Source organism: Methylobacterium mesophilicum (assembly GCF_036441335.1).
GTDB classification, from domain to species: domain Bacteria; phylum Pseudomonadota; class Alphaproteobacteria; order Rhizobiales; family Beijerinckiaceae; genus Methylobacterium; species Methylobacterium mesophilicum_B.
Genome location: NZ_MLBW01000015.1, coordinates 25358 through 47934, shown reverse-complemented (window position 1 = coordinate 47934; position 22577 = coordinate 25358). Strand labels below are relative to the sequence as shown.

Here is a 22577-nt window from a genome sequence, read left to right as displayed (position 1 = left end):
TTCACCAAGGTTCCGGTCGCGGAGGCTGTTGGCCGCTTCCGTCACGACCTGGCGCGCTGCCGCGCCGCTCTCATCCCCGGCGGCCGAGGAGGATCAGGGCCGTTCCGGCGAGGCAGACCGCGCTGCCCGCGAGATCCCAGCGGTCGGGCCGCTGCCCCTCCGCGAGCCACAGCCACAGGACCGAGGCCGCCACGTAGACGCCGCCGTAGGCCGCGAAGGCGCGCCCCGCCGCCGGGCTGTCCACGAGGGTCAGCAGGGCCGCGAAGGCCGCCAGCGAGGCGAGGCCCGGGAGCGCCCACCAGGCCGACCGCCCGAGCCGCAGCCAGGCCCAGAACGCGAAGCAGCCGGCGATCTCGGCGAGGGCGGCGGCCGCGTAGGCGAGGAGGCTCATCGGATCAGCTTGGCACGGCGCGCCGCGCTGGACGAGCCCGGCCCTGGGGGCGGAGCGCGACCGGCATTAAGCTCCCGGCAAGGAGGATCCGGTCGAGTGTCGCCATGAGCACGCATGCGAGCACGCACGAGACCCAGGGCGACCGGCTGCTGTTTCCGGCAGACGCCCGCCTTCGCGACGCCGTCCTGGCCTGGATCGAGGCGCTGGCGCGTGAGCGGCGGATGTCGCCCAACACCGTCGAGGCCTACGGGCGCGATCTCCGTCAGTTCCTCCACCACCTCGCGTCCCGCCAGGGGGTGCCGACGATCCCGATGCTGGTCGGGCTCAAGGTGCGGGACATCCGCGCCTTCATGGCCGCGCGCCGGGCCGACGAGGTTTCCGGGCGCTCGCTGATGCGCATGCTGGCGGGTCTGCGCTCCTTCGCGCGCTTCCTCGAGCGGGAGGGCTTCGGCACCGTCTCGGCCCTGGGCGGCGTGCGCTCGCCCAAGGTCCCGCGGCGGCTGCCCCGTCCTCTGCCCGTCTCCGCCGCGGTGGCGCTGACCGATACCGCGATCCGCGCCGGCGAGGAGCGGGAGCCCTGGGTCCTCGCCCGGGACGCCGCCGTGCTGGCGCTGCTCTACGGCGCGGGGCTGCGCATCTCCGAGGCGCTGGGTCTGACCCGGCGCGACGCGCCCCTGCCCGGCCTCGATCAGGTCACCGTGCTCGGCAAGGGTGGCAAGCAGCGCATGGTCCCGATTCTACCGGTCGTGGCGCAGGCCGTGGCCGACTACGTCGCGGCCTGTCCCCTGCCGCTGCCGCCGGACGGACCGCTGTTCCTCGGCGCCCGCGGCGGCCCGCTCTCGCCGCGCATCATCCAGTACACCGTGGCGCGCGCCCGCGGCGCCCTGGGTCTGCCCGAGAGCGCCACACCGCATGCCCTGCGGCATTCCTTCGCAACCCATCTGCTGGCGCGCCAGGGGGAACTGCGCGCCATCCAGGAACTCCTGGGCCACGCCTCGCTCTCCACGACGCAGCTCTACACGCAGGTCGACGCCGCCCGTCTCATGAGCGCCTACGCGGCGGCCCATCCGAGGGCCGGCCATTGAGCAAGATTGCTAAAAACCTCGATTTCGAGAGCGCTCATCATCCGCTATAGGTGCGTCATCCGGTTCGCCCAGTGCACATCCGCGCTCTTTAAGAGCTTCGTCACGATCTTCGGCCAATATGGGCAACGAACGGGATCGGCTTGGGCGGGCGTCATGGATCTTCAGGATGGAGGGGCGCCGGCACGTGTCGTGATCGCGGATTGCGATCCGGGCCGCCGCGTCTCCCTGAGAGAGATCGTCCTGCGATTCGACCCCCGCGCCGTGATCGATGAGGCAACCTCGGGTCAGGCGCTTTGCGAGATCCTCCTCCGCCGGCGTCCGACCCTGGCCTTCGTCGGGATGCAGCTCGACGACCTCAGCGGACCCGAGGCGGTCGCCGTGGCGCGCCGGGCGGGTGCGGAGCCCCCCTGCCTGGTGCTGGTCGCGACCCGCGTGCTGCCCCAATGGCAGGAGATCGCCACGAGCCTCGGGGCCTACGAGGTCCTGAAGACGCCCCTCGACCCGAGCCATATCGAGCCGCTGCTCCACGCGGATGCCCGCCGTCGGTCGCCGACCCGGGCCCTGCTCGCCTGCTCGACCCCGGCCGGGCGCTCGGCCATCAGCCGCGTCGTGGCGCGCAGCGGGTTCGCGATCGAGCTCGACGAGACGGATGACGGGCGCCACGCCCTCAAGCAGATGAAGCTCGCCGCCTACGACTTCGCCTTCATCGACGTGAAGCTCGGCGGCATCGACGGGCTCGAACTGGCCTGCCAGATCCAGCCCCTGGGTCTCGCGACTCGGATCACCCTGCTGACCACGTCCGAGCTGGAGCCCGTCGCCCAGGCCGGCCGCTACTTCGGCGTCGACGCCGTGCTGCGGATGCCGTTCTACGCCCGCGACATCGACCTCGCCCTGCACAATGCCCTGGGCCTGCGCCGGCCCTACCTCCTGAACGCCCTGACGGCCCCGCCCGCGCCGAGCGCGCTGCTGCGGATCGCCGACCTGCCCAATCCCCGGCGCAAGATCGCCTGATCCCGCGCCGGGTCTTCGCCCGTCAGACGTGGATGGCGCGCTTGTTCACCGCGAGCGCGGCTTCCTTGACGGCCTCGGTCAGCGTCGGGTGGGCGTGGCAGGTGCGGGCGATGTCCTCCGACGAGGCGCCGAACTCCATCGCCACCGCCACCTCGGCGATCAGGTTGCCGGCATCCGCGCCGACGATGTGCACGCCGAGCACCCGGTCGGTCTGGGCATCGGCCAGCACCTTCACGAAACCGTCCGTGGTGCCGTTCGCCTTCGCCCGGCCGTTGGCCGTGAACGGGAACTTGCCGGCGTTGTAGGCGACGCCGTCCTTCTTGAGCTCCTCCTCGGTCTTGCCCACCGAGGCGACCTCCGGGAACGTGTAGACCACGTTCGGGATCACGCCGTAATTCACGTGGCCGGACTGGCCGGCCAGCATCTCGGCGATCGCCACGCCCTCGTCCTCGGCCTTGTGGGCGAGCATCGGGCCGGCGATGACGTCGCCGATGGCGTAGATGCCGGTGACGTTGGTGGCGTAGTGGGAATCGGTGAGGATCCGGCCCTTGTCGTCCCGCTGGACGCCGACCGTGTCGAGGCCGAGGCCCTCCGTGTAGGGCGTCCGGCCGATGCAGACGAGAACCACGTCCGCCTGAAGCGTCTCGGCCGCGCCGCCCGCGGCCGGCTCGACCGTGACCGTCGCGCCGCCCTTCTTGCCGACCTCGACGCCGGTCACCTTGGTGGACAGCTTGAAGGCGATGCCCTGCTTGGTCAGGATCCGCTGGAACTGCTTGCCGACCTCGCCGTCCATGCCGGGCAGCACCCGGTCGAGATACTCGACCACGGTCACCTCGGAGCCGAGCCGGCGCCAGACGGAGCCCAGCTCCAGCCCGATCACGCCGGCGCCGATGACGAGGAGCTTCTTCGGCACCCGGTCGAGCTCGAGGGCACCGGTGGAGGAGACCACGACCTTCTCGTCGATGGTGACGCCCGGCAGGCGCGCCACGTCCGAGCCGGTGGCGATCACGATGCTCTTGGTCTCGAGCATCTGATTGCCGCCATCCTCGGCGATGACCTCGACGCGGCCGGCGCCGGCGATCCGGCCGGTGCCGTGGAAGGTCTCGACCTTGTTCTTCTTGAGCAGGAACTCGACGCCCTTGGTGTTGCCGGCCACTCCCTCGGCCTTGAAGGCCATCATCTTCTTCAGGTCGAGCTTCGGGGTGCCGACGTCGATGCCGAGATCGGCGAAATGCGTGTTGGCCTCCTCGAAGGCCTCGGAGGCGTGGAGCAGCGCCTTGGACGGGATGCAGCCGACGTTGAGGCAGGTGCCGCCGTGGGTGGCGCGCTTCTCGACCACGGCGGTCCGCAGGCCGAGCTGCGCCGCGCGGATCGCGCAGACGTAGCCGCCGGGGCCGGTGCCGATGACGACGAGATCGTAGGACATGTGTATTCGCTTCCGGTCGTGCCGCGCGCGAGACGGGCAGGGAATGTCAGGTCGGGATCAGCGGCCGCCGCCGACGTCGAGGATGGCGCCCGTGGTGTAGGCGGCCTCGTCCGAGAGGAGCCACACGATCGGTGCGGCCACCTCCTCGGCGGTGCCGGCCCGCTTCATCGGGACGCCCGGGCCGAGGCGCTCCACCCGGTCGGGCTCGCCGCCGCTGGCGTGGATGTCGGTGGCGATGATGCCGGGCGCCACCGCGTTGACGCGGATGCCGTCGGCGGCCACCTCGCGGGCGAGTCCGATCGTCAGCGAATCGATGGCGCCCTTGGAGGCGGCGTAGTCCACGAACTGGCCGGGGCCGCCGAGGCGGGCCGCCACCGAGGACAGGTTGACGATCGCGCCGCCGGCCCCGCCGCGCTTGGTCGACATGCGCCGCACCGCCTCTCGCGCGCACAGGAAGCTGCCGACCACGTTGGTGGTCATCATGCGCTGCAGGCGGGTGACGCTCATGTCGGCGACGTCCGACTTCACGTCGACCACGCCCGCATTGTTGACGAGCGCCGCGAGGCGGCCGAGGCCGTCGGCCGCCCTGAACAGGGCGATGACGTCGGCCTCGTCGCCGACGTCGCCCTGCACGGCGAGCGCCTGTCCGCCCTTGGCCACGATCGCATCCACCACGCCCTGCGCCGCTTCCGCGTCCGACACGTAGCTCAGGCAGACGGCGTAGCCGCGCTCCGCCAGGAGCAGCGCCACCGCGCGGCCGATGCCGCGGCTGCCGCCGGTGACGATCGCGACCCTGTTCTCAGCGCCCGACATGACAGCCTCAGAGGTCCAGCACGAGGCGCGCCGGATCCTCCAGCGCCTCCTTGACCCGCACCAGGAAGGTCACGGCCTCCTTACCGTCGACGATGCGATGGTCGTACGACAGGGCGAGGTACATCATCGGCCGCGCCTCGATCTTGCCGGCGCGGACCACCGGGCGCTCCTCGATGCGGTGCATGCCGAGGATGCCCGATTGCGGCGCGTTGAGGATCGGCGTCGACATCAGCGAGCCGTAGATGCCGCCGTTGGTGATCGTGAACGTGCCGCCCTGCATCTCCTCGATGGAGAGCTTGCCGTCGCGGGCCTTCTTTCCGAAGCCGGCGATCTTCTTCTCGATGCCGGCGATCGACAGGTCGTCGGCGTCGCGCACCACCGGCACGACGAGGCCCTTATCGGTCCCGACCGCGATGCCGATGTGGTAGTAGTTCTTGTAGACGAGATCCTGCCCGTCGATCTCGGCGTTGACCGCCGGCACGTCCTTGAGGGCGCCGATCACCGCCTTGGTGAAGAAGCCCATGAAGCCGAGCTTCGTGCCGTGCTTCTTCTCGAAGATGTCCTTGTACTGGCTGCGCATCGCCATCACGGCCGACATGTCGACGTCGTTGAACGTCGTCAGCATCGCCGCGGTGTCCTGCGCGTCCTTGAGGCGGCGCGCGATGGTCTGGCGCAGCTTGGTCATGCGCACGCGCTCCTCGCGCGCGGCGTCGTCCGGCGCCGAGGGGGCACGCGGCAGGGTCGGGCGGGCCTCCTTGGCGGGGGCGGCGGAGGGTCCCTTGGCGATGGCGCCGAGCATGTCGCCCTTGGTGACGCGACCGTCCTTGCCGGAGCCGTTCACCGACGACGGATCGACGCCGGACTCGCGGGCGAGCTTCGCCACCGCCGGGCCGTTGTCGCCCACCGGGCGCTGCTGGGCCGCGGGGGCGGCCTCGCCGTGGTTGCCGTAGCCGGCTGAGGATTCCTGGGCCGGCGCCTCGGCCTTCGCGGGCGCGGCGGCCTTCGGGGCCTCGCTCCGGGTCTCGGCCTTGGTCTCGGCGGCCTCCTTCGGGGCGGCCTTCTTGCCGCCACCGGCACCGGCCTCGACGATCGAGCCGAGCAGGGCGCCGGGCTCCACGGTCTCGCCGTCCTTGACCAGGATCTCGCCCAGCTGACCGGCCGCCGGCGCGTTCACCTCCAGCGTGACCTTGTCGGTCTCGAGCTCGACGATCGGCTCGTCGGCCGCGACCGTGTCGCCGGGCTTCTTGAACCAGCGGCCGATCGTGGCCTCACTGACGGATTCGCCGAGGGTCGGGACGAGGATGTCGGTTGCCATGCTCTCTTCTGCCCCCTGGGGGGCCTCCTCTGGATGTCGGGCCGCGACGTCAGCGCCGCAGGATCAGGGACGGAACGGGCGAGACGGTGTACCGGAAGCCTGCCTGCGCCATCAGGACGGGATCTGCTTCGCCGAGCGCCTCGGCCTCGGCCGCGTCGTCGGCCTCGACCAGGGCCAGGCCCCAGGTGCCGCCGGACTCGAAGACGGGTCCGACCGCGATGGCGGCTCCAGCGGCCGCCCGCTCCATCCAGTAGCCGGAATGCGCCGAGAACAGCGCCCTCTCGGTCTCCGTCGCGTCGAACGGGAAGCTCGGGCGGGGCGGTTCCAGGCGGAGCAGGAAATAGGCCATGGCCGGACGCTCAGACCGCCAGGGCCTCGTTGAGGAAGGCCTGAAGCTGCGCCTGGTGCTTCGACATCTGGCCGACCGCCGTGGAGGCGGAGGCCGGACGCCCGACGTACCGGGCGCGCTTCACCGCGGAGCCGGCCTGGCCGAGCACCCACTCGAGGTAGGGCTCGACGAAGGACCAAGCGCCCATGTTCTTGGGCTCCTCCTGGCACCAGATCACGTCGGCGTTGCGGAAGCGGGCCATCTCGTTGGCCAGGGCCTTCAGGGGGAACGGGTAGAGCTGCTCGACGCGCATCAGGTAGATGTCGTTGAGGCCGCGCTTCTCCCGCTCCTCCAGGAGGTCGTAGTAGACCTTGCCGGAGCAGAGCACGACGCGGCGGATCTTGTCGTCGCGCACGAGCTTGTTCTGCGCACCCTCCTCCTCGGCGTCGTCCCAGAGGACGCGGTGGAAGGTCGAGCCCTCGGCCAGCGCGTCGAGGCTCGACACGGCGCGCTTGTGGCGCAGCAGCGACTTCGGCGTCATCAGCACCAGCGGCTTGCGGAAGTCGCGCTTCAGCTGCCGGCGCAGGATGTGGAAGTAGTTTGCCGGCGTCGTGACGTTGGCGACCTGCATGTTGTCCTCGGCGCAGGCCTGGAGGTAGCGCTCCAGGCGGGCGGAGGAGTGCTCGGGGCCCTGGCCCTCGTAGCCGTGCGGCAGCAGCAGCACGAGGCCCGACATGCGCAGCCACTTGCGCTCGCCGGACGCGATGAACTGGTCGATCACCACCTGGGCGCCGTTGGCGAAGTCGCCGAACTGGGCCTCCCAGAGGACCAGGGCGTTCGGCTCGGCGAGCGAGTAGCCGTACTCGAAGCCGAGCACCGCTTCCTCGGAGAGCATCGAGTTGATGATCTCGATCGCGGCCTGCCCCTCGCGGATGGCGTTGAGCGGCGTGAAGCGCTGCTCGTTCTCCTGGTCGATCACCACCGCGTGGCGCTGCGAGAAGGTGCCGCGCTCCACGTCCTGACCCGAGAGGCGGACCCGGTTGCCGTCGAGGAGCGTCGCCCCGAAGGCCAGGGCCTCGGCGGTCGCCCAATCGATGCCGACCCCCGTCTCCACCGCCTTGGCGCGGTTGTCCATGAAGCGCTGGATCGTGCGGTGCAGGTGGAAGCCGGGCGGCGCCTGCGTGATCCTGCGCCCGATCTCCTGCAGGGTCTCGGCCGGCACGGCGGTGCGGCCGCGGCGGGGATCGTCCACGTCCTCGTGCACGGCCTTCACGCCGGACCAGCGGCCGTCGAGCCAGTCGGCCTTGTTCGCCTTGTAGTTGGTGGCGACGTCGAGCTCGCTGTCGAGCATCCCGCGGAACTCGGCCTTGCGGGCGTCGAGCGCCTCCTGGGTGACGGAGCCGTTCTCGACGAGCTTGCGGCCGTAATTCTCCAGCACCGACGGGTGCTTGCGGATCCGCTGGTACATCTTCGGCTGGGTGAAGGCCGGCTCGTCGCCCTCGTTGTGGCCGAAGCGGCGGTAGCAGAGCATGTCGATGACGACCGGCTTGCCGAACTTCTGCCGGTACTCGACCGCGACCTTGGCGGCGAAGGTGACGGCTTCCGGGTCGTCGCCGTTGCAGTGGAAGATCGGCGCCTCGACCATCTTGGCGACGTCGGACGGGTAGGGCGAGGAGCGCGAGAAGCGCGGATCGGTCGTGAAGCCGATCTGGTTGTTGATGATGAAGTGCACCGAGCCGCCGGTGCGGTGGCCCTTCAGGCCCGACAGGCCGAAGCACTCCGCCACCACGCCCTGGCCCGCGAAGGCGGCGTCGCCGTGGATCAAGAGCGGCAGCACCGTGCGGCGCTCGATGTTGGGCTTGGCCCACTGGTCCTGCTTGGCGCGGACCTTGCCGAGCACCACCGGATCGACGATCTCCAGGTGCGACGGGTTCGCGGTGAGCGACAGGTGGACGTTGTTGCCGTCGAAGGCGCGGTCCGAGGACGCGCCCAGGTGGTACTTCACGTCGCCCGAGCCCTCGACCTCGGCCGGGGAGGCCGAGCCGCCCTTGAACTCGTGGAACACCGCCCGGAACGGCTTGGCCATCACGTTGGTCAGCACGTTGAGCCGGCCGCGATGGGCCATGCCGAGCACGATCTCGCGGACGCCCAGCGCGCCGCCGCGCTTGATGATCTGCTCCAGCGCCGGGATCATCGACTCGCCGCCGTCGAGGCCGAAGCGCTTGGTGCCGGTGTACTTGAGGTCGAGGAACTTCTCGAAGCCCTCGGCCTCGATCAGCTTGTTGAGGATCGCCCGACGGCCCTCGGGGGTGAAGGAGATCTCCTTGTCCTTGCCCTCGATGCGCTCCTGGATCCACGCCTTCTCGGCGGGGTCGGAGATGTGCATGAACTCGACGCCGAGCGTCTGGCAGTAGGTCCGCTCCAGGATGTCGACGATCTCGCGGATCGTGCCGAACTGGAGGCCGAGCACGTTGTCGAGGAAGATCGGACGGTCCCAGTCGCTCTCTTGGAAACCGTAATGCTGCGGGTGCAGCTCCTCGTGGTCGCCGCGCGGGGCGAGGCCCAGCGGGTCGAGCTTGGCGTGCAGGTGGCCGCGCATGCGGTAGGAGCGGATCAGCATGATCGCCCGCACCGAGTCCTTGGTGGCCTGCTCCACCGAGACGCCGGTGGTGGCGGTGACGCTGTCCTGCGGCTTGCCGGGCTTGGCGTCCTTGCCCTCGCGGGCGACGATCTTGTCGCCGATCGCCTTCTCCAGGGCGCCCCAGTTGCCGTCGAGCGCCGAGACCAGCTCGCCGTTGAGCGGCACCGGCCAGTTCGGCCGCTCCCAGGACGCGCCGGCGGCGTTCTTCTCGACCAGGGTCTCGTCCTCGCCGAGCCCCTTGAAGAAGGTCTGCCACTCCGGATCCACCGAGGACGGGTTGCGGGCGTAGGCCGCCTGCAATTCCTCGATGTAGGCGGCGTTGGCGCCGTAGAGGAACGAGGTTTCGAGGAGCGCTTCGTTCACGTCCTGGCGTGCCATGGTGCGTCCATCCTGATCGCGCGGGCAGGCTCCCCTGCCCTCCGGGCTCCCCGTCCGCGCGGCGGATCGCCCTCAAACCGAAACGGGGCGGGTGACCGCCCCGCTGAGATCGTCTGCACGCCCGATATGGGCGTTGCGGCCCCGCGATGGCCGCAACGCAGGCGCGCGGGGCCTCAGCCCTTGAGCACCTCGACCAGCGTGGAGCCGAGCCGCGCCGGCGACGGCGACACGCGGATGCCCGCGGCCTCCATGGCGGCGATCTTGTCCTCGGCGCCGCCCTTGCCGCCCGAGATGATCGCGCCGGCATGGCCCATGCGGCGGCCCGGAGGCGCCGTGCGGCCGGCGATGAAGCCGACCATCGGCTTCCTGCGGCCGCGCTTGGCCTCGTCCTTCAGGAACTGGGCGGCCTCCTCCTCGGCCGAGCCGCCGATCTCGCCGATCATCACGATCGACTCGGTCTTCGGGTCGGCCAGGAACAGCTCCAGCACGTCGATGAACTCGGTACCCTTCACCGGGTCGCCGCCGATGCCGACCGCCGTCGTCTGGCCGAGGCCGGCGTTGGAGGTCTGGAACACGGCCTCGTAGGTCAGCGTGCCCGAGCGGGACACGATGCCGACGGAGCCCGGCCGGAAGATGTTGGCCGGCATGATGCCGATCTTCGACTCGCCGGCCGTGACGATGCCGGGGCAGTTCGGCCCGACGAGGCGCGACTTCGAGCCGGTCAGCGCCCGCTTCACCCGCACCATGTCGAGCACCGGGATGCCCTCCGTGATGCAGACGATCAGCGGCACTTCGGCACTGATCGCCTCGCAGATCGCGTCGGCGGCGCCGGGCGGCGGCACGTAGACCACCGAGGCCTCGGCGCCGGTGGCCTCGCGGGCCTCGGCGACCGTGTCGAAGACCGGCAGGCCGAGATGGCTGGAGCCGCCCTTACCGGGGCTCGTGCCGCCGACCATCTTGGTGCCGTAGGCGATGGCCTGCTCCGAGTGGAAGGTCCCGTTCTTGCCGGTGAAGCCCTGGCAGATGACCTTGGTGTTGGCGTCGATCATCACCGACATGATCAGGCTCCCTTCACGGCGGCGACGATCTTCTGGGCGGCGTCGTCGAGGTCGTCCGCCGGGATCACGTTGAGGCCCGAGTTGCGGATGATGGCCTTGCCCTGCTCGACGTTGGTGCCCTCGAGGCGCACCACCAGCGGCACCTGCAGGCCCACCGCCTTCACGGCGGCGATCACGCCGTTGGCGATCACGTCGCACTTCATGATCCCGCCGAAGATGTTGACGAGGATCCCCTTCACGTTCGGGTCGGCGGTGATGATCTTGAACGCCGCCGTGACCTTCTCCTCCGAGGCGCCGCCGCCGACATCGAGGAAGTTCGCCGGCTCCTCGCCGTAGAGCTTGATGATGTCGAGCGTCGCCATGGCGAGGCCGGCGCCGTTGACCATGCAGCCGATCGTGCCGTCGAGCGCGATGTAGGCGAGGTCGTACTTCGACGCCTCGATCTCCTTGGCGTCCTCCTCGGTCTCGTCGCGGAGCGCCACGATGTCGGCGTGCCGGTAGAGGGCGTTCGAGTCGAAGGCCATCTTGGCGTCGAGGCACTTGAGGTGCCCGTCCGCGGTCAGCACCAGCGGGTTGATCTCGAGGAGGCTCATGTCCTTGGCCACGAAGGCCGCGTAGAGCTTCTCGGTCAGCGCGGCCGCTTCCTTGGCCTGGGCGCCCGACAGGCCCAGCGCCTTGGCGACGGCGCGGCCGTGATGGGGCATCACGCCCGTGGCCGGATCGACCGCGATCGTGTGGATCTTCTCGGGCGTGTCGTGGGCGACAGCCTCGATGTCCATGCCACCCTCGGTGGAAACCACGAAGGCGACGCCGCCCGTGGCGCGGTCGACCAGCATCGAGAGGTAGAACTCCTCGGCGATCTGGGCGCCCTCCTCGATGTAGAGGCGGTTCACCTGCTTGCCGGCCGGGCCGGTCTGGATCGTCACCAGCGTCTGGCCGAGCATCTCGCCGGCGAACTGCTTCACCTCGTCGATCGACTTGGTGACCCGGACGCCGCCCTTGGCGCCCTCGGGCGCGCCCTTGAAGGTGCCCTTCCCGCGGCCGCCCGCGTGGATCTGGCTCTTCACGACCCAGACGGGACCGCCGAGCTCCTTGGCGGCGGCCTCGGCCTCCGACGGGTTGAAGATGGCCACGCCGCGGGAGACGGGCAGGCCGAACTCCTTCAGCACGGCCTTGGCCTGGTATTCATGGATATTCATCGGAGCCTCGTAGGGAGGAGCGAATAGGTGGCAGCGGGCGGCGCGTAGAGAGATCGAGCGATCGGGATCCGAATCTCCGAACGCTACGCGCTGCCCGGTATCCGCTTACCGGTCAGGCGAGGTTGCTGTCGACGCCCTTGCAGGCCTCGATGAGGCCCGTCACCGACGCGACCGACTTGTCGAACATGGCCTTCTCGGCCGCGTCGAAGGTCACCTCGAGCACGCGCTCAACGCCGTTGGCGCCGATCACGATCGGCACGCCGATGAACATGCCCTTCACCCCGTACTCGCCGTCGAGGTAGGCGGCGCAGGGCAGGACCCGCTTCTTGTCGCGCAGGTAGCTCTCGGCCATGGCGATGGCGGAGGCGGCGGGCGCGTAGAAGGCCGAGCCGGTCTTGAGCAGGTTGACGATCTCGCCGCCGCCCTTGCGGGTGCGGTCGACCATGGCGTCGAGCTTCTCCTGGGTGGTCCAGCCGAGCTTGACGAGGTCGGTCAGCGGCACGCCCGCCACCGTGGAGTAGCGGGTCAGCGGCACCATGTCGTCGCCGTGGCCGCCGAGCACGAACGCGGTGACGTCCTCCACCGAGACCTTGAACTCCTCGGCCAGGAAGTGGCGGAAGCGCGCCGAGTCGAGCACGCCGGCCATGCCGACGATCTTGTTGGTCGGGAGTCCCGAGAACTTCTGCAGCGCCCACACCATGGCGTCGAGCGGGTTGGTGATGCAGATCACGAAGGCGTCCGGCGCGTGGGTCTTGATGCCCTCGCCGACCGCCTGCATCACCTTGAGGTTGATGCCGATCAGGTCGTCGCGGCTCATGCCGGGCTTGCGCGGCACGCCGGCGGTGACGATCACCACGTCGGCGCCCTTGATGGCCGCGTAGTCGCTGGCGCCCGCGTAGGTCGCGTCGAACCCTTCGACCGGGGCGGCCTCGGCGATGTCGAGGGCCTTGCCCTGCGGCACGCCGTCGACGATGTCGAACAGCACCACGTCCCCGAGATCCTTGAGGCCGGCCAGGAGGGCCAGGGTGCCGCCGATCTGGCCGGCGCCGATGAGCGCGATCTTGTTGCGAGCCATGTCGGATGTGTCTCCGCTGCGTTCGACTTCGGTGATGCGTTGCGCGAGGCCGGGACTGCTCGTCCGCCGGGGTCCGAGGCCGGATTCGCCACTCTGAAATCTGCGCGGCTGTGTGGCGGAAAAGCACCGTGGCTTCAACCCGATGCGGGGTGCGCGGGCGGCGCGTCCGGGGCTTCCGGACGCCCGCGGGGAGCCCGACGGCCCCTCGGAAACGTCAACGTCGCGAGTGTTTTAGGTGCAGTGCACCCGGCCGCGCGGCCGCTTCCGGGGCGCGATGACAGATCTGAAAACCTGTCATTTCGGGTCTCCGCGAGCGGCCCGGGACGCCGGATCGCGGAAACGACGAAGGCCCGGACGGGGTGTCCGGGCCTTCGCGATATCCCGTGCGGGCGCGGTGGATCAGAGGATGCCGGAGCGCAGGACCCGCTGGATCGCGTGGATGACGGCGCCGAACCGGGCCTCGATCAGGTCGCGCGGCACCTCGGCATCGTGCTGGATCGCCAGCGGATGCGTGAAGCGGTAGCTCGCGTCGAAGATGTAGGCGATCGCCCGCTCCCGGTCCCGGGCCGAGAAGATCCCCGAGGTGATCCCCTCCTCGACGACGCGCTCGACGAGGCTGCGCAGCCGGACGCGATGCCGCCGGGCGATCGGCCGGGCCGACACGGTGGCGTCGAGATGGACCGCGAACAGGTTCGGCTCGTCGAACAGGGCGTCCCGCTGGACCGTCGCGAGGGCGGTCAGGAGGCGCTCGATCTTGTCGTCGGCGGGATCGGGGGCGTCGGCGATGCCGGCGAGCCGGGCTTCGACCTCGCGCAGCCAGCGGCCCGCCACCGCGTCGAGGAGCGCGTCCTTCGACGGGAAGTAGCGGTACACGTTCGCGTGCGTCATGCCGGCCTCGGCGGCGACGGCCACGACCGTCACCCGCTTGGGCCCGAGCCGCGAGAGGTGCTCGGTGGCGATCCCGAGGAGCCGCACGTCGGCCGCGACCGGCGCCCGCGGACGGGCGGGACTGGCCGCGTCGCCGCTCTCGCGGAGTGTGCCGGATTCGGCGTCGGCGACGGAGATCTTGGCCTTGGCGCTGAGCGCCTCCTCCTTGGACCCGTCGGACTCTGGTTTAAGGAAAGGAAGCGGAAGGCGGGAAGTGGACAGGTGGTAGGGCGAGACGGACCCCCATCAGACCGGCTGAAGCGTCCCGGCGCTTCGCGTTGACGTTACGGCTTCCCCCCGGGAGCCCGGTTACCGAGCGGATTAGGACCGCTTAAATACCCCTATGTGTCAGTTTGCCTTGAGAAGGCAACAAATTTTTCTCGTTATCACCTGCGTCAGAAGCGGTTCTTCCACGCCCGCAAGGCGACGAACACCGCCTCGGGATCGCTCTCCGGAGGTAGGTCGACGGATCTCGCCAGGGCGGGCTCCCCGCTGCGCAGGAACGGGTTGGTCGCCCGCTCGGCGCCCATGGTCGAGGGGATGAGGAACCGCCCCTCGGCCCGGGCCCGCTCGGCCTCGGCGAGCCGCTTCTGGAGCTCGGGGTTGTCCGGATCGGCCGCGAGGGCGAAGCGCGCGTTGGAGAGTACGTAGTCGTGGCCGCTGAAGACCCGCGTCGCGTCGGGCAGGTCGTCGAAGCGCCGGAGCGAGCGGTAGAGGATCTCGGGCGGGCTCTCCATCACGCGTCCGCAGCCGAGGGTGAACAGGGTGTCGCCGGCGCAGACGAGGCCGGCCTGCGCGAACCAGTAGGTCACGTGGTCGGCACAGTGGCCCGGCGTCTCCCAGACCTGCGCCTCGAGGCGGCCGACCGCGACCGTGTCGCCCTCCCGGACCGTCGCGTCCACCTGCGGGACCGCGTCGCCGGCCTTCGCGGGGGCGACCACCCGGGCGCCGGTCGCCCGCTTCACCTCCGGAATGCCCTCGACGTGGTCGCCGTGCCGGTGCGTCACGAGGATGTCGGTCAGCCGCCAGCCCGTCTCGTCGAGGGCCCTGAGGACCGGCCCGGCTTCCGGCACGTCGATCGCCGCGCAGGCGCCGGTCTGCGGATCGCGGATCAGCACGCCGATATTGTCGCTGCGGCAGAGGAAGGTGCGAATCTCGGTCTCGGCGGCCATCGGACGGGGTCTCCCAGGAACGCGGACGGGCACAAGGCGGCGCGAAATCTGTTGCCGTGAACAGGTGATGGTCCGGCCGGGTTCCTCCGGCGCTTGCCGCGCGGCGCGCGGCTCACCATTGGTTACGTCGACCGTTCCGTCCGCGATCTCCTGTTCTCCCATGCGTCTCGACGTCAACGGCTTGCGGGCCTTCTACGCCAGCCCTCTGGGCCGCACGACGCATCGCGTGGTCGGCCGCGCGCTCCACGACTTCCTGGGCTCGGTCTCGGGGCTGCGCGTCCTCGGGATCGGCTACGCGACGCCGTATCTCGGGCCGGTCCACTGCATCGCCGAGCGCACCCTCGCCTTCATGCCGGCCACGCAGGGCGTGGTGAACTGGCCGGGCACCGGGCGCTCCTGCGCGGCGCTCGCCGATCCCACCATGATGCCGCTGCCGGAGGCCGCCATCGACCGGGTCATCCTGGTCCACGCCCTCGAATCGGTGGAGAGCCCGACGGAGCTGCTGCAGGAGGTCTGGCGGACGCTCACGCCGGGCGGCCGCATGATCCTCGTCGTGCCGAACCGCCGGGGCGTCTGGGCGCGCCGCGAGGCGACGCCGTTCGGCCACGGCCAGCCCTACAGCCGCTCGCAGCTCGGGCGGCTCATGCGCGACACGCTGTTCTCGCCGGTGAGCTGGGCCGAGACGCTGTACATGCCGCCGGCCCGCTCGCGCCTGATGCTGCGCACCGGACCCGCCTGGGAATGGCTCGGCACCGGCCTGTCCCTGCCCTTCGCGGGCCTGCACGTGGTCGACGCGACGAAGCAGCTCTACCGGCCGGTGGCCGTCCAGCAGGTGCGGCGCGCCCGCCGCCTCGCGCCGGCCCGGGTCCTGGTGCCCGCCCCCTCCCCGGGCTGACCCCGATGAGCCTCGATTTCACGACCCAGCAGTTCCTGCTCGCCCTGTCGGCCCTCTTCTCCATCGTGAACCCGGTCGGGGGCGCCTTCATCTTCGCGCAGGTGGCGGGCGCCTTCAGCCACGCCGAGCGCGTGCTGCTGTCGCGCCGGATCGGCGTCTACGCCGCCCTGGTGATGCTCGGGGCCCTCTGGGCCGGCACGCCGATCCTGAACTTCTTCGGCGTCACCCTGGGCGCGCTGCGCATCGCCGGCGGCCTCGTGGTCATGTCGTCGGCCTGGACCCAGCTGAACCGGCCGGAGGCCCGCGAGGCGCGCAAGCAGGCCGAGGCCTCGGGCTCGGCGGGCCGCGGGGCGGTCCCGGCGGAGCCGCCGGGCGATCCGGCGCCCGGTCCCCTCGCCGAGATCGCCTTCTTCCCCCTGACGCTCCCGTTCACCACGGGGCCGGGGACGATCGCGGTCGCCATCACCCTCGGCGCCAACCGGCCCGAGGCCTACGCGGAGCGCTTCGGCTTCTACGTCGGCGTCACGCTGGCGGCCCTCGCGGTCGCCGCCACGGTCGCGGTCCTCTACGCGTCCGCCGACCGGGTGGTGGCCTTCATCGGCCCGGCCCGCGCCCGGGTGATGGGCCGCCTCTTCGCCTTCCTGCTCCTGTGCGTCGGGACTCAGATCCTGGTGAACGGCCTCATCGACGTGTTCGCGCCCCTCGCCGCGGCGCGGTGACGTCCGGGTAGGCGCCGGGCACGGCCGGGCCGGCACCGCCCGATTCACGGGGTCGCGCTGCGCGGCCCGCCGCCGCGGACCGCCTGTCCCGCCGCGACCCCGTGAATCCTCGAGATCCCGCAGGCCGGTGCCGCGCGCCGCGGCCACCCGGCACGTATCAGCAAGGAGAGACCGCATGACCGACACGACGCAGATCAAGGTTCCGGCCTGGTACAGCCCGGACGAGATCCACGACATCCAGCGCGATCTCCTGGGCGCCGCCGCGAAGGTTCTCGTTCTCTGCCTCGGCGGCAAGGGCGGTGTCGGCAAGACGACCATCGCCCTCCAGGTGGCCGATCTCTGCGCGGAGGCCGGTCCGGTGCTGGCGATCGACACCGACCCGGCCAACCGGCACTTCCACACGGCGCTCATGCAGGAGACCGTCCCCGGCAGCGACAACTTCGTCCCGCGCCGCCCCGGCATCACCGCCGTGCGGCAGCGCCTGCGCGCCGAGGACAGCACGGGCCGCGTCGACCCGACCCTGTGCCAGGACCTGATCGAGCGCGTGATCGAGGCGGCCGAGCGCTTCGTCGTGGTCGACTTCCCGGCCGGCGACACCGAGACGACCCGCCGCTGCACGGAGATCATCGTGGAGAGCTGCCGGGAGGCGAATATCCGGCTCGCCGTGGTCGTCGCGGCCGGCGCGGTCGATCCCACCGCCCTGGAGGTCCTGCGGGAACTCCGGCCCATGCTGATCGAGTGCGACCGCGCGATCCTGGCGAAGAACACCGCCCAGGCGACCAATTTCGACTATCTCGAATCGTCCGACCTCGTGCGGTCCCTGCGGAAGCAGTCGAACTTCCGCGTCATCGAGATCGAGCGGATCGGTGAGCGGCTGATCGAGGCCCTGCGGGTCCAGAACACGACCTGGCAGGGCCTGGCGAACAGCGCGCCGATGCGCCTGCGGGTCGAGGGCCGCCGCCTGCGGCGCAACTTCCACACGGCGTGGCGGGATGCGCTCCGGCCGTGACCAACCTCGAGCGGTTCTACCGGTCGGTCCACGGCCGCGATCTCCAGCCCTGGGAGCGCCAGCTCGCGGTGCGGATCGCGGCCGCCCTCAACACCACGACGGACGACGACTTCGTCGTCCACCTGTTGCTAGTGTACATGTCCACCAACGCCATCACCAACATGTACAACGAGCTGGTGGCGGCGCGGAACGGTCTCGCCGAACACAACCGGGACCTCATCCGGGCGCTCACCGCCGATCTGCGGCGCAACCGGCTGATCACCGCCGTGCTGCTCGGCGCGGCCGCGCTCGGCGTGCTCGTGAGCGTCGGGATCCTCGTCACTGTCCTCAACCTGTCTTACGGGTCCGCGGCCAGCGCGGCGCGCCTCGCCGCGGCGCTGGAATCCTGCGAGGCGACCAGGATGCCGGTCGCCAGGGCGCCCAGGATGCCGCCGATGCAGTGGACGCCGAAGACGTCCAGCGAGTCGTCGTAGCCCAGCGCGTTCTTCACGGTGGAGCACATCACGAAGCAGACCACGCCGGCGACGAGGCCGAGCACGATCGAGCCCATCGGGCCGGCGAAGCCGGAGGCCGGGGTGACCGCGACGAGGCCGGCGACCGCGCCCGACAGCATGCCGAGCAGGGACGGCTTGCCCTTGAGGGCCCACTCGGCGAACAGCCACGCCACCGCGGCGCCGCCGCNAGCGCCGCCGCCGCGAGCGCCGCGCGCAGGCCCGTGACCCGCCTCCGTGGCGGCGCCGACGCGCGCGGATCCGACCCGTCGTGCGGCACGCATCCTCCCGGCTTCAGCTCCGACAGCGCAGGATTCCGTGTTCCCGCGCGATCGACAAGCCCCCGGGCCGATCCGCGCCTCCGGCGCCGGGCCCCGGTCCGGCCGGGGCCGGCTTCTAGGCCGTGCCGACGCCCCGCAGGTCCTCGAAGGCGGGGCGATCCGGGCGATTCACCCGGATCGGGAACGGCACGACGTTGGAGGGCATCGCGGCGGTCGTCGTCTCAGGGGGCTGCGCCGCCTTGCGCGCCTTGCCGGGCTTCACCCAGCGCTCGATCCGCTTGAAGTAGGTCCGCCTCGCCAGCCAAGCCGGAACTCGCCTGCCCTTCTGCATGATCTGTCCCTCGCCGTTGCGCCCCGAGTCCCCCTGCAGACCCGTGCCCCGAACGCGTCAAGCAATTCGAATCACGGCTGTATTCGCGATACGAGCGGATCCCGGGGTGCCCCGCATCCCCCGTTTGGGTGACGCGGCGCGCGCGGTCGCGACCGTCAGGCCGCCGCGTTCTCCTTCGCCCGCTCCAGCGCGAGCTTGGTGACGGCCACTTGGTCGACCTTGCCGGTGCCGAGCATCGGGATCGCGTCCAGCACCGTCACCTCGGCGGGGATCGCGACGTCGGAGGCGCCGCGGCTCTTGGCGAAGCCCTGGTAGGCGGCCCGGGTCGCCCCCTTCTCCTGCGTGAACAGGATCAGCCGCTCGCCCTTGCGCGCGTCCGGCACCGCCGCGACGGCGCTCGGGCGGTCGGGCCAGAGTTCGGCGGCCAGCGCCTCGATCCCCGCGAGCGACACCATCTCGCCCGCGATCTTCGCGAAGCGCTTGGCCCGGCCCTTGATGGTGACGAAGCCCATCGGGTCGATCGCCACGATGTCGCCGGTGTCGTGCCAGCCGCCCGGCGGCGGCTCCAGCGCGCCGGGCTTCTCGGCGCGCAGGTAGCCCAGCATGATGTTCGGCCCGCGCAGGGACAGGCGGCCGCCCTCGTCGATCCCCGGCACCGGCTCCAGGCAGGTCTCGATGCCCGGCAGGATCCGCCCGACCGTGCCGAACCGGTTGAACATCGGCGTGTTGAGCGCGACGACCGGACCGCACTCGGTGACGCCGTAGCCCTCCAGGATGCGCAGCCCGAACTTCTCCGCCCAGGTCTTCCGGGTGGTCTCCTTCACCGCCTCGGCGCCGGCCACGACGTAGCGCAGCGAGCGCAGGTCGTAGGAATGGGCCGCCCGGGCGTAGCCCGTGAGGAAGGTGTCGGTCCCGAACAGGACGGTGCTGTTCGAGCCGTAGATCAGCTCCGGCACGATCCGGTAATGCAGCGGCGACGGGTAGAGGTAGACCGGCACCCCAGAGACCAGGGGGAGGACCAGCCCGGCCGTGAGCCCGAAGGCGTGGAACACCGGCAGGACGTTGAACACCTTGTCCATCGGGCCGAAATCGATCCGGGCCGCCACCTGCGCCACGTTGGCGAGCATGCAGCGGTTGGCCAGCACCACGCCCTTCGGCGTGCCCTCGCTGCCCGAGGTGAACAGCACCGCCCCCGGATCCTCGCCGGCGCGCGCCACCAGGGGGCGGCGCGGCGCCAATAGCCCCCGGATCTTGTCCCCCGTCGTGATGCCGGCCCGCACGTCCTCCAGGTAGATCAGCTCGACCGAGCCGCGGATCGCCTCGACGAGCGGGCCCAGCCGCCCCTTCTCGATGAAGGCCCGGGAGGTCAGGATCCGGCTGACCTCCGCCGCCCGGCAGGCCGAGAGCACGTTGGCGGGGCCGGCCGAGAAGTTGATCATCGCCGGCACCCGGCCCGCGGAGGCGAGGGCGAACAGCGTCACCGCGGCGCCGTTGGCGTTCGGCAGCATGACGCCGATCCGGCCGCCCACGGGCGCCAGCGGCATCAGCTTGCGCCCGAGGATGTTGGCGCCCATCACGAGCCGGCTGTAGCTGAGTCGGCCGCCGACCGGATCCTCCAGGGCGTTGCGGCCCCAGCCGTGGCGCTCGCCCGCCTCGATCAGCGCCGCCATCAGGCCGCGGTCGATGTCGGCGGTCCGGAACACGAGGTCCGACATGATCCCGTAGAGGGCGGCGCCCGCCGCCTGCCGCCGCGCCTTGCCCTTGAGCGCGGGGTCCACGGTCAGCCGCACCGGCGGCATCACCGTCACGGTCACCTTGGGCCACCAGCGGCGGCGCACCTGCCCGCGCGACAGGCGCGAGAAGACGGTGCGCTCCAGCCCGTCGAGCTTCACCGGGACGACCATCGCGCCCGACTTGTCGGCGATCAGCCCGGCGCCGTCGTAGACCTTCATCAGGCTGCCGGTGACCGTGAGCCGGCCCTCGGGGAAGATGATCAGGGTCTCGCCGCCCTTGACGGCGTTGATCAGCGTCCTCGTGGCGAGCGGACGGGTCGGGTCGAGCGGCATCGCCTTCGTGACGCGCAGGAACGGGCGGACCCACCAGCGCTGCGCGATGCCGCTGTCGATGGCGAAGACCGGCTCCTGCTCGAGGAGCGACAGGGCGAGCGGCGCGTCGAGGAACGAGACGTGGTTGAGGGCCACGATGGCGTTCGGCCCGGCCGCCGCGAGGTTGTCGAAGCCGCGGACCTCCAGCCGGTAGAAGGCCCGGAACAGGATCGACAGGAAGTCGCGGAACGGGCTGGTCGGCAGGGTCGCGAACACGACCGCGCCGACGATCAGGTTCAGCACCGCCACCACCGCGAGGAGACTCGCGATCGTGAGGCCGGCGCCCTGCAGCGCCGCGAGCGCCAGGGTGCCGGCGACCATGAAGGCCGCCGTCATGACGTTGACCGCGCCGATGATCCGCGCGCGCATCGCCTTCTCGGCCCAGGCCTGCACGGCCGCGAAGGACGGGACGATGTAGAGGCCGCCGGAGATCGCCAGTCCGAGGAAGTCGATCCCGGTGCGCAGGCCGTGGCCGGTCTGCAGGAAGCCGAGGGGGCCGATCGGCTCGGCCGGCGGTGCCGGCAGGTGGCCGACCGTCCAGGCGAGGTCGAGGCCGAACAGGCCCATCAGCACCGCGCCGACCGGGGTCGGCAGCAGCACGATCCGGCCGCTGGCGAGCCACGAGGCGAGGCCGGACCCGACCGCGATGCCGATCGAGAACAGCGCCAGCAGCAGCGTGATCACCGTCTCGGTGCCGTTGAAGGCGCCCCGCACCAGCACCGGCAGCAGCGACAGCACCACCACGCCGACCAGCCAGAACCAGCTCACCGTGAGCGAGCCGCGCCACAGCCGCGTGTCGGCCCAGAGGTCGCGCAGCAGCGCGTAGGTCGAGCGGGCGACGTTCGGGTCGACGCGCAGGTCCGGGGCGCCCTCGCCGGTCGCCGGGATCATCCGGGCCGAGAGCCAGCACAGGACGGCGAAGCCCATCACCAGGACGCCGAACACGAGTCCCGAGCCGCCCATCGCCGAGGCCGCGCCGGCCGCGATCGTGCCCAGAAGGATCGCCAGGAAGGTCGCCGCCTCCACGAGGGCGTTGCCGGCGGGCAGCTCCTCGCGCCGGAGATGGTCCGGCAGGATCCCGTACTTGATCGGGCCGAACAGCGCCGCGATCGTCCCGAACAGGCCGAGCGCCACGAACAGCACCGGGATCGAGTGCAGGAGGAAGCCGAGCACGGCGGTGCCGGCCGCGAAGATCTCGGCGAACTTGAGCCGCCGCGCCATGAGCGCCTTGTCGTAGCGGTCGGCCCACTGGCCGCCGAGACCCGACAGGATGAAGAACGGCCCGATGAACACCGCGCTCGCGAGCGTCACGAGGACGCCGGCATGGGCGTCCGCCTGGCCGCCGATCCCGAACAGGATCAGGAAGGCGAGCGCGTTCTTCAGGAAATTGTCGTTGAACGCCGAGAAGAACTGGCACCAGAACAGCGGCGCGAAGCGCCGCGCAGTCATCAGGGTACGGAACATGGCGATCTCTCGGTTCCGAGCCTGACTGGCCCACGAGGGACGGTCAGGTCAAATCGGACCGAGGCGAACGCACAGGGATCGCGGGGGTCGCGCGGCCGGGTCGTGCGGACCGGCACGGCTCGGCGCCGCCCGGCCAGCGCGCCGCGCCCGCCCGCGCGTCAGGCCTTGTGGACGAGCCGGCCGCGCCGCGCGACGGCGGCCCCGGCGTGGCGGGTGATGAACGCGCGGAGGGACGCGCCGAGATCGTAGGACCAGTACACGTGGGCCGCGAGCGTCGTGAACACGAGGAGCGCGGCCCCGACCGCGCAGGCCGGCACGAGCAGCAGGCCGGTCAGGACCATCCCGACGGCGGTCCGCTCGGCCAGGGACGCCTGCGGCCAGGGATCGATCGGCAGCGAGAACAGGGAGAAGCGTCGTCCAGTGCGCATGGCTGCGACCCTCGATGGTTCGGCATGACGCGGTA

Annotated in this window: 20 protein-coding genes and 1 pseudogene; 6 read left to right on the top strand and 15 right to left on the bottom strand. The window is 71.0% G+C overall.

Annotation, left to right across the window (positions count from 1 at the left end):
• Window positions 1-70: 70 nt before the first annotated feature.
• A complete protein-coding gene (locus MMR14E_RS09770) occupies window positions 71-391 on the bottom strand; it encodes a YnfA family protein (protein WP_331313901.1) in 321 nt (106 codons plus the stop codon).
• Window positions 392-495: 104 nt separating this feature from the next.
• Between MMR14E_RS09770 and MMR14E_RS09765 the strand changes: the two genes are divergently transcribed.
• Together MMR14E_RS09765 and MMR14E_RS09760 are read left to right on the top strand one after the other, a co-directional pair.
• Window positions 496-1476 carry a tyrosine recombinase XerC gene (locus MMR14E_RS09765; protein WP_331313900.1) on the top strand — a complete coding sequence of 327 codons (981 nt, stop codon included), beginning with the start codon at window positions 496-498 and terminating at the stop codon, window positions 1474-1476.
• A 261-nt stretch (window positions 1477-1737) separates the two neighbouring features.
• Window positions 1738-2487, top strand: a complete 750-nt coding sequence (locus MMR14E_RS09760; RefSeq protein ID WP_331313899.1) for a response regulator — start codon at window positions 1738-1740, stop codon at window positions 2485-2487.
• A gap of 22 nt (window positions 2488-2509) precedes the next feature.
• On the opposite strand, the gene lpdA is transcribed toward MMR14E_RS09760, so the two are convergent.
• The 10 genes from lpdA to gloB all read right to left on the bottom strand — a co-directional run bounded on the left by lpdA (window position 2510) and on the right by gloB (window position 14819).
• A complete protein-coding gene (gene lpdA / locus MMR14E_RS09755; protein ID WP_331313898.1) occupies window positions 2510-3913 on the bottom strand; it encodes a dihydrolipoyl dehydrogenase in 1404 nt (467 codons plus the stop codon).
• 57 nt (window positions 3914-3970) lie between these two features.
• Complete coding sequence (locus tag MMR14E_RS09750) at window positions 3971-4726, bottom strand: SDR family oxidoreductase (protein ID WP_331313897.1); 756 nt, start codon at window positions 4724-4726, stop codon at window positions 3971-3973.
• Window positions 4727-4733: 7 nt separating this feature from the next.
• Window positions 4734-6041: a 2-oxoglutarate dehydrogenase complex dihydrolipoyllysine-residue succinyltransferase gene (gene odhB, locus MMR14E_RS09745; protein ID WP_331313896.1), complete on the bottom strand. Its 1308-nt coding sequence runs from the start codon at window positions 6039-6041 to the stop codon at window positions 4734-4736.
• Between the two features lie 49 nt (window positions 6042-6090).
• A complete protein-coding gene (locus MMR14E_RS09740; protein ID WP_331313895.1) occupies window positions 6091-6390 on the bottom strand; it encodes a YciI family protein in 300 nt (99 codons plus the stop codon).
• Window positions 6391-6400: 10 nt separating this feature from the next.
• A complete protein-coding gene (locus tag MMR14E_RS09735; RefSeq protein WP_331313893.1) occupies window positions 6401-9388 on the bottom strand; it encodes a 2-oxoglutarate dehydrogenase E1 component in 2988 nt (995 codons plus the stop codon).
• 173 nt (window positions 9389-9561) lie between these two features.
• Window positions 9562-10446, bottom strand: coding sequence for a succinate--CoA ligase subunit alpha (gene sucD / locus MMR14E_RS09730; RefSeq protein ID WP_331313890.1), 885 nt, complete (start codon window positions 10444-10446; stop codon window positions 9562-9564).
• A 2-nt stretch (window positions 10447-10448) separates the two neighbouring features.
• Window positions 10449-11645, bottom strand: a complete 1197-nt coding sequence (gene sucC / locus MMR14E_RS09725) for an ADP-forming succinate--CoA ligase subunit beta (protein ID WP_012317923.1) — start codon at window positions 11643-11645, stop codon at window positions 10449-10451.
• 112 nt (window positions 11646-11757) lie between these two features.
• Window positions 11758-12720, bottom strand: a complete 963-nt coding sequence (gene mdh, locus MMR14E_RS09720; protein ID WP_331290984.1) for a malate dehydrogenase — start codon at window positions 12718-12720, stop codon at window positions 11758-11760.
• 399 nt (window positions 12721-13119) lie between these two features.
• Complete coding sequence (locus MMR14E_RS09715) at window positions 13120-13695, bottom strand: TetR family transcriptional regulator (protein ID WP_012317921.1); 576 nt, start codon at window positions 13693-13695, stop codon at window positions 13120-13122.
• Window positions 13696-14042: 347 nt separating this feature from the next.
• Window positions 14043-14819 carry a hydroxyacylglutathione hydrolase gene (gene gloB, locus MMR14E_RS09710; protein WP_331313887.1) on the bottom strand — a complete coding sequence of 259 codons (777 nt, stop codon included), beginning with the start codon at window positions 14817-14819 and terminating at the stop codon, window positions 14043-14045.
• Between the two features lie 160 nt (window positions 14820-14979).
• Here gloB and MMR14E_RS09705 point away from each other — a divergent pair, with 160 nt between their 5' ends.
• From MMR14E_RS09705 to MMR14E_RS09690, 4 genes are all read left to right on the top strand, one after another.
• On the top strand, window positions 14980-15714 hold the full coding sequence (locus tag MMR14E_RS09705) for a class I SAM-dependent methyltransferase (RefSeq protein ID WP_273562738.1): 735 nt from the start codon (window positions 14980-14982) through the stop codon (window positions 15712-15714).
• Window positions 15715-15719: 5 nt separating this feature from the next.
• Window positions 15720-16433: a MarC family protein gene (locus MMR14E_RS09700; RefSeq protein ID WP_331313885.1), complete on the top strand. Its 714-nt coding sequence runs from the start codon at window positions 15720-15722 to the stop codon at window positions 16431-16433.
• A 175-nt stretch (window positions 16434-16608) separates the two neighbouring features.
• Window positions 16609-17442: an ArsA-related P-loop ATPase gene (locus MMR14E_RS09695; protein WP_331313884.1), complete on the top strand. Its 834-nt coding sequence runs from the start codon at window positions 16609-16611 to the stop codon at window positions 17440-17442.
• Complete coding sequence (locus MMR14E_RS09690; RefSeq protein ID WP_331313883.1) at window positions 17439-17915, top strand: hypothetical protein; 477 nt, start codon at window positions 17439-17441, stop codon at window positions 17913-17915. The genes MMR14E_RS09695 and MMR14E_RS09690 overlap by 4 nt, the downstream gene beginning before the upstream one ends.
• On the opposite strand, the pseudogene MMR14E_RS09685 reads toward MMR14E_RS09690, so the two are convergent.
• The 4 genes and pseudogenes from MMR14E_RS09685 to MMR14E_RS09670 all read right to left on the bottom strand — a co-directional run.
• A pseudogene (locus MMR14E_RS09685) lies at window positions 17837-18127 on the bottom strand (ammonia channel protein); the annotation flags it as partial. The gene MMR14E_RS09690 and the pseudogene MMR14E_RS09685 overlap by 79 nt on opposite strands.
• Window positions 18128-18329: 202 nt before the next feature.
• Complete coding sequence (locus tag MMR14E_RS09680; protein WP_331313880.1) at window positions 18330-18545, bottom strand: hypothetical protein; 216 nt, start codon at window positions 18543-18545, stop codon at window positions 18330-18332.
• Between the two features lie 155 nt (window positions 18546-18700).
• Complete coding sequence (locus MMR14E_RS09675; protein WP_331313878.1) at window positions 18701-22114, bottom strand: acyl-[ACP]--phospholipid O-acyltransferase; 3414 nt, start codon at window positions 22112-22114, stop codon at window positions 18701-18703.
• Between the two features lie 158 nt (window positions 22115-22272).
• Window positions 22273-22542 (bottom strand): hypothetical protein, encoded by a 270-nt coding sequence (locus MMR14E_RS09670; protein ID WP_331313877.1) that lies wholly within the window; start codon window positions 22540-22542, stop codon window positions 22273-22275.
• Between the last annotated feature and the right edge of the window lie 35 nt (window positions 22543-22577).

What these genes read in the sequence shown, in the direction of transcription:
- MMR14E_RS09670 (WP_331313877.1), bottom strand. Translation starts at nt 22,542, where the DNA reads ATGCGCACTGGACGACGCTTCTCCCTGTTCTCGCTGCCGATCGATCCC.
- sucC (WP_012317923.1), bottom strand. Translation starts at nt 11,645, where the DNA reads ATGAATATCCATGAATACCAGGCCAAGGCCGTGCTGAAGGAGTTCGGC.
- MMR14E_RS09735 (WP_331313893.1), bottom strand. Translation starts at nt 9,388, where the DNA reads ATGGCACGCCAGGACGTGAACGAAGCGCTCCTCGAAACCTCGTTCCTC.
- MMR14E_RS09740 (WP_331313895.1), bottom strand. Translation starts at nt 6,390, where the DNA reads ATGGCCTATTTCCTGCTCCGCCTGGAACCGCCCCGCCCGAGCTTCCCG.
- lpdA (WP_331313898.1), bottom strand. Translation starts at nt 3,913, where the DNA reads ATGTCCTACGATCTCGTCGTCATCGGCACCGGCCCCGGCGGCTACGTC.
- MMR14E_RS09705 (WP_273562738.1), top strand. Translation starts at nt 14,980, where the DNA reads ATGCGTCTCGACGTCAACGGCTTGCGGGCCTTCTACGCCAGCCCTCTG.
- gloB (WP_331313887.1), bottom strand. Translation starts at nt 14,819, where the DNA reads ATGGCCGCCGAGACCGAGATTCGCACCTTCCTCTGCCGCAGCGACAAT.
- MMR14E_RS09700 (WP_331313885.1), top strand. Translation starts at nt 15,720, where the DNA reads ATGAGCCTCGATTTCACGACCCAGCAGTTCCTGCTCGCCCTGTCGGCC.
- MMR14E_RS09695 (WP_331313884.1), top strand. Translation starts at nt 16,609, where the DNA reads ATGACCGACACGACGCAGATCAAGGTTCCGGCCTGGTACAGCCCGGAC.
- MMR14E_RS09680 (WP_331313880.1), bottom strand. Translation starts at nt 18,545, where the DNA reads ATGCAGAAGGGCAGGCGAGTTCCGGCTTGGCTGGCGAGGCGGACCTAC.
- odhB (WP_331313896.1), bottom strand. Translation starts at nt 6,041, where the DNA reads ATGGCAACCGACATCCTCGTCCCGACCCTCGGCGAATCCGTCAGTGAG.
- sucD (WP_331313890.1), bottom strand. Translation starts at nt 10,446, where the DNA reads ATGTCGGTGATGATCGACGCCAACACCAAGGTCATCTGCCAGGGCTTC.
- MMR14E_RS09765 (WP_331313900.1), top strand. Translation starts at nt 496, where the DNA reads ATGAGCACGCATGCGAGCACGCACGAGACCCAGGGCGACCGGCTGCTG.
- MMR14E_RS09675 (WP_331313878.1), bottom strand. Translation starts at nt 22,114, where the DNA reads ATGTTCCGTACCCTGATGACTGCGCGGCGCTTCGCGCCGCTGTTCTGG.
- mdh (WP_331290984.1), bottom strand. Translation starts at nt 12,720, where the DNA reads ATGGCTCGCAACAAGATCGCGCTCATCGGCGCCGGCCAGATCGGCGGC.
- MMR14E_RS09770 (WP_331313901.1), bottom strand. Translation starts at nt 391, where the DNA reads ATGAGCCTCCTCGCCTACGCGGCCGCCGCCCTCGCCGAGATCGCCGGC.
- MMR14E_RS09750 (WP_331313897.1), bottom strand. Translation starts at nt 4,726, where the DNA reads ATGTCGGGCGCTGAGAACAGGGTCGCGATCGTCACCGGCGGCAGCCGC.